Here is a 12,593-nt window from a genome sequence, read left to right on the forward strand (position 1 = left end):
GAGGCCCGCAGGGCCGAGCACGATCGGGCTCTCGACACAGGCGCGCCCCGGAGGCGAACCGAGCCTCCAAAAAAGGCGTGCGCGGGCCCCGCGCACCGTGGGGATGCGCGGGACCCGACGGTCCGGGGCCCTCGGTGGCCGTGCGGGGTCAGGACCGCACGGTTTTGGAAGGCTCCGGAGTCATCAACTGCTGCGCCGGGTCACGAACTCGGCCAGCGCGAGCAGACCGCCCGCGTCCTGCGGGTCCGGAATCGCCCGGGCCAGCTCCTGCACGGCTCTGGCCATCCGGTCGGCCGCCTGGGCCTGCGCCCAGTCCCGGCCGCCCGCCCGCTCGACGGCGAGCACGGTGCGCTCCAACTCCCCTTCCTCGTACGGCAGTCCGTACAGCTCCGCGAGTTCGGCGGCCGCCGGTGTGCCCGAGGTGAGGGCGGCGACCACGGGCAGGGACTTCTTGCGGACGGCGAGGTCGGCGCCGGCCGGTTTGCCGGTGCGGCTGGGGTCGCCCCATATTCCGATGACGTCGTCGATCAGCTGGAAGGCGAGCCCGGCCTGGCGGCCGAACGCGTCCAGCGCCTCGACGTCCTCGGCGGACGCTCCCGCGTACAGCGCGCCCACCGCGCAGGCGCAGCCGAGCAGCGCGCCGGTCTTGGCCTCGGCCATGGCGAGCACCTCGTCGAGGGTGACCTCGCCGGGAGCGCGCTTCTCCATGGCGGTGTCCGCGTGCTGGCCCTCGCACAGTTCGATGACGCAGTCCGCGAGCCGGGCGGCGGCTGCCGAGGACGCCGGGTGCGGGTCCTCGGCGAGCAGCCGGAGGGCCAGCGCCTGGAGTGCGTCCCCGGCGAGGATCGCGTCGGCGTCGCCGAACACGGTCCACGCGGTGGGCCGGTGTCGGCGGGTGGTGTCCCGGTCCATCACGTCGTCGTGCAGCAACGTGAAGTTGTGGACCAGCTCCACCGCCGCGGCGGCCCGCAGCGCGCTCGCCCGCGCCCGCTCGCCGCCGAGCGCGGTGGCGGCGGCCAGGACGAGGGCGGGGCGGATCACCTTGCCGGCGTTGCCCGCCGTCGGTGTGCCGTCCGCGTGCTCCCACCCGAAGTGGTAGAGCGCGATGCGGCGCATCGAGCCGGGCAGCGAGTCGATCGCCGAGCGCAGCTCGGGGTCGACGGACGCCCGGGCCCCCTCCAGGATCACCGCTGCCTCGTGCCCGTCGGGCGGCGGCGTCCCGTCAGGCGTCGATGTCCCGCCGGCGAGCTGTTTCGTCTCCGTCCCGAACTCGGCCATGGGGTCCCCCTCGGAGAGTCCGCGGACGGTGACGCTGCCGCTGCGGCCGGCCGCATTCGACCGGGGTGTACCCGCCCTTCCGGGCGGGGACACCGCGTCCAGCTGCTGAAACGTCACCTCCAGCGGCCGATCTCGACGTTCTCCAGGACGCCGAGGGCGTCGGGCACGAGGACCGCCGCAGAGTAGTAGGCCGTCACGAGGTAGTTGATGACCGCCTGTTCGTTGATGCCCATGAAGCGCACCGAGAGGCTCGGCTCGATCTCGTCCGGGATGCCGGCCTGCTGGAGGCCGATGACGCCCTGGTCGGCCTCGCCGGTACGCAGGGCGATGATCGAGGTGGTCCGCCGATCACTGACCGGGATCTTGTTGCACGGGTAGATCGGCACGCCGCGCCAGGTCGGGATGCGGTTGCCGCCGACGTCGAGGGACTCCGGGACCAGTCCGCGCTTGTTGAGCTCGCGGCCGAACGCGGAGATCGCGCGCGGGTGCGCGAGGAGCATCTTGGTGCCGCGCCGCCTGCTGAGCAGCTCGTCCAGGTCGTCCGGGCCGGGCACACCGTCGTGGGGCTGGAGCCGCTGGTCGTACTCGCAGTTGTTGAGCAGGCCGAACTCGCGGTTGTTGATCAGCTCGTGCTCCTGGCGCTCCTTCAACGCCTCGACGGTGAGCCTGAGTTGCTGCTCGGTCTGGTTCATCGGCTGGTTGTAGAGGTCGGCCACGCGCGAGTGGATGCGCAGGACGGTCTGGGCGACGCTCAGTTCGTACTCGCGCGGCCGGGCGTCGTAGTCGACGAACGTGTGCGGGATGTCCGGCTCGCCGGAGTGGCCCGAGGCGAGGTCGATGGACTTCTCGCCGTACTTGTTGGTGCGCTGCTCGGGGATCGCGCGCAGCTGCGCGAGGTGTTCGCGCAGGGTCTCGGAGCGCTCCGCGACCTGTTCGACGTCTCCGCGGGCCAGGATCAGCACCGTGCAGGCGGTGTCCGCGCGGGCCGTGTACTCCCAGATGGCGTCCGGGTCGAGCAGTGCCTGGTCGCCGAAGTAGGCGCCGTCGGCGAGTACTCCAAGGACCGTGTCGTCGCCGTAGGGGCCCGTGCCGATCTTCTCCACCCTGCCGTGCGCCAGCAGGTACACCTCGTCGGTCTGGCCGCCGAACGACGCGATCGACTCCCCCGGGGCGTACTCACGCTGCCGGCAGCGGGTGGCCAGCTCCGAGAGCACCTCCTCGTCCTCGTAGTCCCGCAGCGCGGGCAGTTCGCCGAGCTCCGCGGGGATGACCTCGACGCGGTCGCCGGTCTTCACGAATGTCACCCGGCCGTCGCCCACGGAGTAACTCAGCCGTCGGTTCACCCGGTATGTGCCACCCTGCACGTTCACCCACGGCAGTGTGCGCAGCAGCCAGCGCGAGCTGATCTCCTGCATCTGCGGCGCGGACTTCGTGGTCGTGGCCAGGTTCCGCGCAGCCGCCGTACCAAGACTCTGCTGCGGCTTGTTCTGCTCCGCGCGGACCTCTTCGCCTACCGACATAGAGAAATGCCCTCCCCATTCATGCCCGGCACCTGTGCGCCCGGCATCGTTCTCGCGCACCAGCCTTCCTCACGGAGCGTGCTGATGGTATTACCCAAAAGAGCGGGACTGGATCTTCAACTGCTGGGCACTGGGGCTGTTTACGTCGAATGTTGTTCGAGTGGCGGCTGATGTCCGGATCGGCTCGCACGCCGTACGAACAACTCGTCCGTACCGCGTTTTTTCGGTACAAGCAGCGATAACAGACGGTCCTGCACGGCGGCCGTCGCACAGCACGAAGGAGGCGTTCATGGCCTCACCCATGTCCGCGGGCGGTTTTCTGGCCGGTCTGCGGGCGGAGGGCGTCACGGTCGTCGAGGTCGGCGACTGGGAGCACCACAACCGCAACCACAAGGGCCCGTGGGGGCCCGTCCACGGCGTGATGATCCACCACACGGTCACCAAGGGCAGCGCGCGCACGGTGGAGTTGTGCCGCGAGGGCCGCCCGGACCTCCCCGGCCCGCTCTGCCACGGCGTCATCACCAAGGACGGCACCCTCCACCTGGTCGGCTACGGCCGCGCCAACCACGCGGGGCTCGGCGACGACGACGTCCTGCGCGCGGTGATCGCCGAGAAGGCGCTGCCGCACGACAACGAGGCCAACACCGACGGCAACCGGCACTTCTACGGCTTCGAGTGCGAGAACCTCGGCGACGGCGAGGATCCCTGGCCTAAGGCCCAGTTGGAGACGATCGAGAAGGTCTGCGCGGCGATCTGCCGCCATCACGGCTGGTCGCAGCGGTCGGTGATCGGGCACCTGGAGTGGCAGCCCGGAAAGGTGGACCCGCGCGGGTTCACGATGAACTGGCTGCGCGACCGGGTCCACGACCGGCTGAAGTGACCCCCGGACGACAGGGCAGACCCGGGTGACAATGGTGCCGTGACCAGCCCCGACCTCGCCGCCCTACGGCCCCGGCTCCCGTCGCCGGTGGAGGAGATCGCGGACGGGCGCTTCGGCCGGCACGGCATCCGGCTGCTGCTCAAGCGGGACGACCTGATCCACCCGGACCTGATCGGCAACAAGTGGCGCAAGCTCGCGCCCAATCTCACGGCCGCGGCCGGACGTACGGTCGTCACGTTCGGCGGCGCCTACTCCAACCACCTGCGCGCCACCGCCGCCGCGGGCCGCCTCCTGGGTCTGCCCACGGTCGGCGTGGTCCGCGGCCAGGAGCTGTCCGACCGCCCGCTCAACCCGTCCCTGGCCCGGTGCGCGGCCGACGGGATGCGCCTCCACTTCGTCGACAGGTCGACATATCGGCGCAAGACCGAGCCGGAGACGCTGGCCGCGATCCTGCGCGCGGCGGGCGCGGAGGACGCGTACGTCGTCCCCGAGGGTGGCAGCAACTCCCTTGCCGTGCGCGGCTGCCGGGCGCTGGGTGAGGAACTGCGCGCGCGTGCCGACGTCGATGTCGTCGCCCTGGCCTGCGGGACCGGCGGCACGCTGGCCGGGCTGACCGCCGGACTCGCCCCCGACCAGCGCGCCTTGGGGATACCGGTCCTCAAAGGCGGCTTCCTGAGCGCCGACATAGAGGATCTGCAGGAGCGCGCTTTCGGTGGCCGGCGGGGCGACTGGTCGCTCGACGACCGCTTCCATTTCGGGGGCTACGCGCGCGTGCCGGCCGAACTCGACGCCTTCGCCGAGGACTTCGAGCACCGGCACGGACTGCCCGTCGAGCGTCTCTATGTCGCCAAGTTGCTGTACGGACTTGTCGCCCTCGCCGACGAAGGCGCCTTCCCGCGCGGGAGCACGGTCGCCGCGGTGGTCACCGGGCGCCCGTTCCCATAAGCCCACTTCAGGTGCCGTAGAGACCGCTGGGCCGCCTCCAGACGCCGTAGAAACCGCTAGGCCGCCTCCCGGTAAGCCGCCGCCTCCTCCAGGTCGAGGCGGCGGAGGAGGGTGCGGAGCATCTCGTCGTCGATGTAGCGGCCGTCGCGCAGGCGGACGAACATCGCGCGCTCGGCGCTGATCATCTCGCGGGACAGGCGGCGGTAGGTGTCGTCGACGGTCTCGCCGGTGACGGGGTTGGTGGCGCCGAGGCGCTCCCAGACGGCGTTGCGGCGGCGCTCCAGGACCTCGCGGAGGCGGTCGGCGAGCGGAGGCGGCAGAGTGTTGCGTTCGTCCTCCAGAAGGGCCTCCAGGCGCTTTTCGGCGACCCGGGAGGCCTGCGCCTGGGCGTTGGCCTCGGCGAGCGTCTCGGCCTGCTGGTCGCGCCCGGGGAATTTCAGCAGCCGGATGATCGGCGGCAGGCTCAAGCCCTGCACCACCAGGGTCCCGATGACCGTCGTGAAGGTCAGGAACAGGATGAGGTTGCGCTGCGGGAAGGCGTCGCCGCCGTGCACCGTGAGCGGGATCGAGAAGGCGATGGCCAGCGAGACCACGCCTCTCATGCCGGCCCACGCGGTGGTCATCGCCCCCTTCCAGGTGGGACTGTCCTCGCGCTCCCTGATCCGCGCGGACAACAGGCGGGGAATGAAGGCCGCCGGGTACACCCACACGAACCGGGTCGCGACGACGACCAGGAAGACGGCGATCGCGTACCAGGCGGCGTCGAGGCCGCGGTACTCCCCAAGGCCCTTGAGAACCACCGGCAGTTGCAGCCCGATCAGGGCGAACACCGCCGACTCCAGGACGAAGGCGACCATCTTCCACACCGCCTCCTCCTGGAGGCGGGTCGCGAAATCGACCTCCCACGCGCGGTGGCCCAGATAGAGCGCCACGACCACGACGGCGAGCACCCCGGAGGCGTGCACCTGCTCGGCGACCCCGTAGGCGACGAACGGGATCAGCAGGGAGAGCGTGTTCTGCAGCAGCGCCTCCTTGAGGTGCGTGCGCAGCCAGTGGATCGGCACCATCATGAGGAGCCCGACCCCGACACCGCCGACGGCCGCGAGCAGGAACTCCCAGATGCCGCCGGCCCAGGTGGCGCCCTCGCCGATCGCGGCCGCGAGGGCCACCTTGTAGGCGGTGATCGCGGTGGCGTCGTTCAGCAGGGACTCGCCCTGGAGGATCGTCGTGATCCGCGAGGGCAGTCCGACCCTGCGGGCCACCGCCGTCGCGGCGACCGCGTCCGGCGGCGCCACCACCGCGCCCAGCACCAGCGCCGCGGTCAGCGGCAGCCCCGGCACGATCACGTACGCGGCCCAGCCGACGACGAACGTGGCGAAGAGCACGTAGCCGACCGACAGCAGTGCCACGGGCCGCACTTGGGCCCGCAGGTCGAGGTACGAGCTGTCGGTGGCCGACGTGTACAGCAGCGGGGGCAGCAGCAGCGGCAGCACGACCTCCGGGTCGAGGGTGTAGTCGGGCACCCCCGGGACGTACGAGACGACCAGCCCGACCGCGACCAGCAGCAGCGGCGCCGGCACCGGGGTGCGCCGGGCCGCGGCGGCCACCACGGCGCTCCCCGCCACCAGCAACAGCAGTGGCATCACGTCCATCGTCCTCGCCCGCCCTCGTTTTTCCGCGCGGCCAACCGCACAGCCGTCGTAATCTGGCAATCATGAAACAGTGCACGCACGCCGACGCGCTGCCGCTCCCGGAACCGGGGCCCCAGAGCGAGACCTGTCTGGAGTGTCTGGCGGCCGGCACCCACCCGGTGCAGCTGAGACTGTGCCTCTTCTGCGGCCATGTCGCCTGCTGCGACTCCTCGCCCGCCCGTCACGCGACAGCACATCACAAGGACTCCGGGCATCCGGTGATGCGGACCTTCGAGGCCGGGGAGAGCTGGCGCTGGTGCTTCGTCGACCACGTACTCCTGTGACGTCGTAATCCGGCCGCCGGTTTCGACGGTTCGACCGTCTGACGTCTGGGTACGTCAACCCGGCGCGCGCTCTTCCCAATTGGGCCCGCAGGACCCCTAGCCACGGAGCGTATCCGTAGGTTTACTATGAGTGACAGCATGGGGTTGGGGTCCCGGGGACAGAAAAGTTCGGAGCGCGGTAGCGTCACCGCTGAACCAAGTATCGCGTTACCCCGGGGGGCGACCCCTGGGCCCCCGAAAGAGCTTGTACCACCTTGGAGGTGAGGGTGTCCCAGATCGCAGGCGAGCCCGCGACCCAGGACTTCGTGGAAGTCCGGCTGCCGGCTGCGGGTGCCTACCTGTCGGTGCTGCGTACGGCCACGGCCGGCCTCGCGGCCCGTTTGGACTTCACCCTCGACGAGATCGAGGACCTTCGCATCGCGGTGGACGAGGCCTGCGCGATCCTGCTCCAGCAGGCCGTGCCGGGCTCGGTGCTCAGCTGTGTCTTCCGCCTCGTGGACGACTCGCTCGAAGTCACCGTCTCCGCCCCGACGACGGACGGTCACGCCCCGGCGCGCGACACCTTCGCCTGGACCGTGCTCTCGGCCCTCGCGGGCAAGGTCTCATCGGCAGTCGACGAGGACAAGACCGTTTCGATCAGCCTCTACAAACAGCGCGGCGCGGGACCCGGGCCGGCGTGAGGAACGGGGACGGGCCGGTGCGGGACGAAGAGCGCGGCACACGGGAGCCGCCCGCCGAGGGCGGCCCAGGCGGATCCCGCCGCACGGCGGACGACAGCGCCCTCGTGCCACGCGGCGGAATCCCCGAACAGGCCCGGCCGCACCCGGAGGAAGAACCCTCGGAGGCCGGTGTGATGGACGACGGTCAACGTGAGCAGGACGGTGCCGTGCGTATTGGTGGGGTCTCCCCCGTTGCCGGGGGTTCCCCCGCTCCGACTCAGTCGAGCGTGGGGGAGGAGGCGAAAGCTCGGGAAGGGGCGACGGGCGAGACGATGAGCGAGCACGAGCGGGACGACGTGGCGGGCACGCAGAGCGTGCAGGTCACACGGCACGACCCCCAGGACCGCAGCGGAGCGCGCGCACTCTTCATCGAGCTGCGCACACTTCCGGACGGCAGCGTCGAGTACGCGGAGCTGCGCAACCGGCTGGTCCGTATGCACCTGCCGCTCGTCGAGCACCTCGCGCGCCGCTTCCGCAACCGCGGGGAGCCGCTGGACGACCTGACCCAGGTCGCCACCATCGGCCTGATCAAGTCGGTCGACCGCTTCGACCCGGAGCGCGGCGTCGAGTTCTCGACGTACGCGACCCCGACGGTCGTCGGCGAGATCAAGCGGCACTTCCGTGACAAGGGCTGGGCGGTGCGCGTCCCGCGCAGGCTCCAGGAGCTGCGTCTGTCGCTGACCACGGCGACGGCGGAGCTCTCGCAGCGGCACGGCCGCTCCCCCACGGTCCACGAACTGGCCGAGAAGCTGGGCATCTCGGAGGAGGAGGTCCTGGAGGGCCTGGAGTCGGCCAACGCCTACTCCACGCTGTCCCTGGACGTCCCCGACACGGACGACGAGTCCCCGGCGGTCGCGGACACGCTGGGCGCGTACGACGAGGCACTGGAGGGCGTCGAGTACCGCGAGTCGCTCAAGCCGCTGCTGGAGGACCTGCCGCCCCGGGAGAAGCGAATTCTGCTGCTCCGGTTCTTCGGCAACATGACGCAGTCGCAGATCGCGCAGGAGGTCGGCATCTCCCAGATGCACGTCTCCCGGCTGCTGGCCCGGACACTGGCCCAGCTGCGCGAGAAGCTCCTCGTCGAGGAGTAGGACAGGCGAAAAGGTCAGCTCTTCGGCTCTTCGGTTCCACGTCCAGGCCCTCGGATTCCGAGGGCCTGTGTCGTCGCCGGGTTCACCAGCAGCACCAGCGCGCCGACCGCGACCAGCGCGAGCGCGATACCGGCCGGGATGGCCACACTGTCGGCCTGGAGCAGGTTGTAGGCCACGGGCAGCGCCATGACCTGGGTGATGACGGCCGGACCCCGGCTCCAGCCGCGCTGCCCGAGCAGTCCGCGCGCGGCCAGCAGCGGCAGCAGCGCGAGCACCACCAGGGTCACGCCCCCGGTCACGGCCTGCTGCCGGTCGTCCGGTTCGCCGGTGAGACCCAGGACGAGCATCCACACACCGGCGACGGCGAGCGTGAGACCCTCGACGGCGACGAGGACCGCCGCGTAGGTCAGGCGGCGCGGACGGGGTCGGTCGGGGCCGTCGGTCTCCGGGGCGGGGGTCTGCTCAGCACTCACCCCAGAAGGGTAGCCCTCGGGATCCGGCCCCAGGTGTTCAGGCTCACGCCGTCTCCTCTTACCCAACGCCTACCTCGGTATGGGCCGAGTACCCCCCAGTAGGTACGCTGCAACTCATGCGTGCACTTCTCGTGGTCAATCCGGCGGCAACCACCACAAGCGCACGTACGCGCGACGTCCTGCTTCACGCGCTCGCGAGCGAGATGAAGCTGGAAGCGGTCACCACCGAGTACCGGGGCCACGCGCGCGACCTCGGCCGGCAGGCCGCGGAGAGCGGGAACGTCGACCTGGTCGTGGCCCTCGGCGGCGACGGCACGGTCAACGAAGTCGTCAACGGCCTGCTGCACACCGGCCCCGATCCGGAGCGTCTGCCCGGCCTCGCCGTGGTCCCCGGCGGCTCCACCAACGTCTTCGCCCGCGCCCTGGGACTGCCCAACGACGCCGTGGAAGCGACCGGCGCCATCCTGGACGCCCTGCGCGACGGCAGCGAGCGCACGGTCGGCCTCGGGCTGACCTCCGGGACACCCGGCACCGAGGACGAGGCCGTGCCCTCGCGCTGGTTCACCTTCAACGCCGGGCTCGGGTTCGACGCCGGGGTGGTCGGGCGGGTCGAACAGCAGCGTGAGCAGGGCAAGAAGTCCACGCATGCGCTGTACGTGCGTCAGGTGGTCCGGCAGTTCCTCGGCGAGCAGCACCGCCGGCACGGGACGATCACGCTGGAGCGGCCCGGCGCGGACCCGGTCACCGATCTCGTGGTGGCCATAGTCTCGAACACGTCCCCGTGGACTTACCTGGGCAATCGCCCGATGTACACGTCACCTAAGGCGTCGTTCGATAAAGGCCTCGACGTACTCGGTCTCAGTCGGCTGTCCAGCGCCGCGGTTGCCCGGTATGGCACCCAGTTGCTCACTTCGTCCCCCGAGCGCGGGCCTCATGGCAAGCACGCTGCGGCTCTGCACGACCTGAGTGAGTTCACCTTGCATTCGAAGGTCCCCCTGCCCCTCCAGATGGACGGCGACCACCTCGGACTGCGTACGAGCGTGACGTTCACAGGCGTACGCCGTGCACTGCGTGTGATTGTGTGAGCAGAAAGGGCTGAAGTCCTTTCACTCGAACGTTTAGACCAGGGTCCACCCCATGGAAGTACGGCTGTGACCTAGTCGACACCGAGGAATCAAAAAAAACTTTCCGGAAGGGGTTGTATCCGCCGCTGAGGTTTGCGAGTCTCTACGTGGCGATCGAGACGGCCCGCAACACCGGCCTCCACGGATCACCGGAACCCCTCTTCAATCCACAGGACCCCGCCAGCGAACCTGGCGTTCGGCCCTTCACTTGTTGAGGGATTCGTGAAAGCGTTCACATTCACAAGCAACCCGCACGTAATACCAAGGAGAGGTAGCAGCCATGGACTGGCGTCACAACGCCGTTTGCCGCGAGGAAGACCCCGAGCTCTTCTTCCCCATCGGCAACACCGGTCCTGCGCTGCTGCAGATCGAGGAAGCCAAGGCCGTCTGCCGTCGCTGTCCCGTTATGGACCAGTGTCTGCAGTGGGCGCTCGAGTCCGGCCAGGACTCCGGCGTCTGGGGTGGTCTCAGCGAGGACGAGCGCCGCGCCATGAAGCGCCGTGCCGCTCGCAACCGTGCCCGTCAGGCCTCCGCCTGACGCCCACCCTGCTAACAGCCTGAGCTTGGCGGCGCGTACAGCGAGTACGCATCTCCCGCCCCCGAGCCGCAGCGCGCAGTACCCCCGATGCGCATAGCAACGAGCGACTGGCCCCGGACCATCACATGGTCCGGGGCTCTTTGCTGTTCAGGTCCGCGTGCGTACGGCCGTTCAAGTACGGGTGCGCGTACGGCCGTTGACGCACGTGCGTGTGGAGGTCGTGTGCACGTACGTCACTTGTGCGCCTCCACCGGCACGTCCAGGATCACCCGGGTCCCCCGCTCCGGCGCCGCCACCATGTCGAACGTGCCGCCCAACTCGCCCTCCACCAGCGTCCGTACGATCTGCAGGCCCAGGTTGCCGGAGCGGTGCGGGTCGAATCCTTCGGGGAGGCCTACGCCGTCGTCCTGCACGGTGACGAGGAGGCGGGCCTCCTTCGCGGTGCCGCCGCGGACCGCCGAGACCTCGACCGTCCCGGTCTCGCCCTCACGGAAGCCGTGTTCCAGGGCGTTCTGCAGGATCTCGGTGAGGACCATGGAGAGCGGGGTCGCGACCTCGGCGTCCAGTATTCCGAAGCGACCGCTGCGCCGGCCGGTGACCTTGCCCGGGGAGATCTCGGCGACCATCGCGAGCACCCGGTCGGCGATCTCGTCGAACTCCACGCGCTCGTCCAGGTTCTGGGACAGCGTCTCGTGCACGATCGCGATCGAACCGACCCGTCGTACGGCCTCCTCCAGGGCCTCCCGGCCGCTCTCGGAGTCGATCCGGCGGGCCTGGAGGCGGAGCAGGGCGGCGACCGTCTGGAGGTTGTTCTTCACCCGGTGGTGGATCTCCCGGATGGTCGCGTCCTTGGTGATCAACTCCCGCTCGCGGCGCCGCAGTTCGGTGACGTCCCGGAGCAGTACCAGTGAACCGATGCGGGTGCCCTTGGGTTTGAGCGGGATCGCCCGGAACTGGATGACCCCGTCGCGCGCCTCGATCTCGAACTCGCGCGGCGCCCAGCCGCTGGCCAGCTTGGCGAGCGCCTCGTCCACCGGGCCCCGGGTCGGGGCGAGTTCGGCGGTGGTCACGCCCAGCGGCTGGCCGACGAGGTCGGTGGCGAGGCCCATGCGGTGGTACGCGGACAGGGCGTTGGGCGAGGCGTACTGCACGATGCCGTCGCCGTCGAGCCGGATCAGTCCGTCGCCGACGCGCGGCGAGGCGTCCATGTCGACCTGCTGGTTCGGGAACGGGAAGGAACCGGCCGCGATCATCTGCGCGAGGTCCGACGCGCTCTGCAGATACGTCAGTTCGAGGCGGCTCGGGGTGCGCACGGTGAGCAGGTTGGTGTTGCGCGCGATGACACCCAGGACGCGCCCGTCCCGTCGTACCGGAATCGACTCGACCCGGACCGGGACCTCTTCGCGCCACTCCGGGTCGCCCTCGCGGACGATGCGGCCCTCGTCCAGGGCGGCGTCCAGCATGGGGCGGCGGCCGCGCGGGACGAGGTGGCCGACCATGTCGTCCTGGTACGAGGTGGGGCCCGTGTTCGGCCGCATCTGGGCGACGGAGACATAGCGGGTGCCGTCGCGCGTGGGGACCCACAGGACCAGGTCGGCGAAGGAGAGGTCGGAGAGCAGCTGCCACTCCGAGACCAGCAGATGGAGCCACTCGAGGTCGGAGTCGTCGAGTGCGGTGTGCTGGCGTACGAGTTCGTTCATGGAGGGCACGTCTGCGAGCGTACCCGCCGGTCTGTACCTGTCCTAAAAAACACCCGCGGGCCGCGGCGCCTGAGAGGGACCCTCAGCCCTCTCGGCACCGCAGCCCGGAGCAGCAACGGCCACGGGGTGTGCGGTCCCGATCGGCCGATGGATGAGGAGCCGGGGCAGTCAGGGCAGAGAGCCTCGGTTCCTCGGTCCGTCTTCCTGTGCGGGGAAGACGGAGGCTTACGCCTTAACACATTCTGGACTAGACCACTAACCGTGTCCATGCGTTGAAGGATGTTTGATGATGGCGCTTTCCCGCTTGGATCCGCTCGGTCCGCCACTCGTAGGACGTCCCAGCATCCAGT

At 70.0% G+C, this 12,593-nt stretch carries 12 protein-coding genes; 7 read left to right on the forward strand and 5 right to left on the reverse strand.

Annotation, left to right across the window (positions count from 1 at the left end):
* Nucleotides 1–183: 183 nt before the first annotated feature.
* Together ACFWP5_RS10945 and ACFWP5_RS10950 are read right to left on the reverse strand one after the other, a co-directional pair.
* The gene (locus ACFWP5_RS10945; RefSeq protein WP_384153608.1) at nucleotides 184–1,278 is read right to left on the reverse strand and encodes a family 2 encapsulin nanocompartment cargo protein polyprenyl transferase; all 1,095 of its coding nucleotides are present in this window, start codon (nucleotides 1,276–1,278) and stop codon (nucleotides 184–186) included.
* Between the two features lie 113 nt (nucleotides 1,279–1,391).
* Nucleotides 1,392–2,798 carry a family 2B encapsulin nanocompartment shell protein gene (locus ACFWP5_RS10950; RefSeq protein WP_384153611.1) on the reverse strand — a complete coding sequence of 469 codons (1,407 nt, stop codon included), beginning with the start codon at nucleotides 2,796–2,798 and terminating at the stop codon, nucleotides 1,392–1,394.
* A 289-nt stretch (nucleotides 2,799–3,087) separates the two neighbouring features.
* Between ACFWP5_RS10950 and ACFWP5_RS10955 the strand changes: the two genes are divergently transcribed.
* Nucleotides 3,088–3,678: an N-acetylmuramoyl-L-alanine amidase gene (locus ACFWP5_RS10955; RefSeq protein ID WP_384153614.1), complete on the forward strand. Its 591-nt coding sequence runs from the start codon at nucleotides 3,088–3,090 to the stop codon at nucleotides 3,676–3,678.
* Nucleotides 3,679–3,717: 39 nt separating this feature from the next.
* Nucleotides 3,718–4,623 (forward strand): 1-aminocyclopropane-1-carboxylate deaminase/D-cysteine desulfhydrase, encoded by a 906-nt coding sequence (locus ACFWP5_RS10960; RefSeq protein WP_384153616.1) that lies wholly within the window; start codon nucleotides 3,718–3,720, stop codon nucleotides 4,621–4,623.
* Between the two features lie 56 nt (nucleotides 4,624–4,679).
* Here ACFWP5_RS10960 and ACFWP5_RS10965 read toward each other — a convergent pair whose 3' ends face one another.
* Nucleotides 4,680–6,275 carry a Na+/H+ antiporter gene (locus ACFWP5_RS10965; RefSeq protein WP_384153619.1) on the reverse strand — a complete coding sequence of 532 codons (1,596 nt, stop codon included), beginning with the start codon at nucleotides 6,273–6,275 and terminating at the stop codon, nucleotides 4,680–4,682.
* 62 nt (nucleotides 6,276–6,337) lie between these two features.
* Here ACFWP5_RS10965 and ACFWP5_RS10970 point away from each other — a divergent pair, with 62 nt between their 5' ends.
* From ACFWP5_RS10970 to ACFWP5_RS10980, 3 genes are all read left to right on the forward strand, one after another.
* Nucleotides 6,338–6,598, forward strand: coding sequence for a UBP-type zinc finger domain-containing protein (locus ACFWP5_RS10970; RefSeq protein WP_384153622.1), 261 nt, complete (start codon nucleotides 6,338–6,340; stop codon nucleotides 6,596–6,598).
* 266 nt (nucleotides 6,599–6,864) lie between these two features.
* Nucleotides 6,865–7,278, forward strand: coding sequence for an anti-sigma regulatory factor (locus ACFWP5_RS10975; RefSeq protein WP_019058277.1), 414 nt, complete (start codon nucleotides 6,865–6,867; stop codon nucleotides 7,276–7,278).
* Nucleotides 7,279–7,295: 17 nt separating this feature from the next.
* Entirely contained in the window at nucleotides 7,296–8,408 is a 1,113-nt protein-coding gene (locus ACFWP5_RS10980; protein ID WP_384153625.1) for an RNA polymerase sigma factor SigF, read from the forward strand.
* Between the two features lie 14 nt (nucleotides 8,409–8,422).
* On the opposite strand, the gene ACFWP5_RS10985 is transcribed toward ACFWP5_RS10980, so the two are convergent.
* Nucleotides 8,423–8,881 carry a hypothetical protein gene (locus ACFWP5_RS10985; RefSeq protein WP_384153628.1) on the reverse strand — a complete coding sequence of 153 codons (459 nt, stop codon included), beginning with the start codon at nucleotides 8,879–8,881 and terminating at the stop codon, nucleotides 8,423–8,425.
* A 116-nt stretch (nucleotides 8,882–8,997) separates the two neighbouring features.
* On the opposite strand from ACFWP5_RS10985, the gene ACFWP5_RS10990 reads away from it, so the two are divergent.
* Both ACFWP5_RS10990 and ACFWP5_RS10995 read left to right on the forward strand, forming a co-directional pair.
* Nucleotides 8,998–9,966, forward strand: coding sequence for a diacylglycerol/lipid kinase family protein (locus ACFWP5_RS10990; protein WP_384153631.1), 969 nt, complete (start codon nucleotides 8,998–9,000; stop codon nucleotides 9,964–9,966).
* A 319-nt stretch (nucleotides 9,967–10,285) separates the two neighbouring features.
* Complete coding sequence (locus tag ACFWP5_RS10995; RefSeq protein ID WP_006142322.1) at nucleotides 10,286–10,543, forward strand: WhiB family transcriptional regulator; 258 nt, start codon at nucleotides 10,286–10,288, stop codon at nucleotides 10,541–10,543.
* 233 nt (nucleotides 10,544–10,776) lie between these two features.
* Here ACFWP5_RS10995 and ACFWP5_RS11000 read toward each other — a convergent pair whose 3' ends face one another.
* Nucleotides 10,777–12,243, reverse strand: coding sequence for a sensor histidine kinase (locus tag ACFWP5_RS11000; RefSeq protein ID WP_384153826.1), 1,467 nt, complete (start codon nucleotides 12,241–12,243; stop codon nucleotides 10,777–10,779).
* Nucleotides 12,244–12,593 lie beyond the last annotated feature (350 nt).

Source organism: Streptomyces sp. NPDC058469, assembly GCF_042721125.1.
Taxonomy (GTDB): Bacteria; Actinomycetota; Actinomycetes; order Streptomycetales; family Streptomycetaceae; genus Streptomyces.

Coding starts and splice junctions, on each gene's coding strand:
- ACFWP5_RS10945 (WP_384153608.1), bottom strand. CDS start 1,278: ATGGCCGAGTTCGGGACGGAGACGAAACAGCTCGCCGGCGGGACATCG.
- ACFWP5_RS10950 (WP_384153611.1), bottom strand. CDS start 2,798: ATGTCGGTAGGCGAAGAGGTCCGCGCGGAGCAGAACAAGCCGCAGCAG.
- ACFWP5_RS10965 (WP_384153619.1), bottom strand. CDS start 6,275: ATGGACGTGATGCCACTGCTGTTGCTGGTGGCGGGGAGCGCCGTGGTG.
- ACFWP5_RS10990 (WP_384153631.1), top strand. CDS start 8,998: ATGCGTGCACTTCTCGTGGTCAATCCGGCGGCAACCACCACAAGCGCA.
- ACFWP5_RS10995 (WP_006142322.1), top strand. CDS start 10,286: ATGGACTGGCGTCACAACGCCGTTTGCCGCGAGGAAGACCCCGAGCTC.
- ACFWP5_RS10970 (WP_384153622.1), top strand. CDS start 6,338: ATGAAACAGTGCACGCACGCCGACGCGCTGCCGCTCCCGGAACCGGGG.
- ACFWP5_RS11000 (WP_384153826.1), bottom strand. CDS start 12,243: ATGAACGAACTCGTACGCCAGCACACCGCACTCGACGACTCCGACCTC.
- ACFWP5_RS10955 (WP_384153614.1), top strand. CDS start 3,088: ATGGCCTCACCCATGTCCGCGGGCGGTTTTCTGGCCGGTCTGCGGGCG.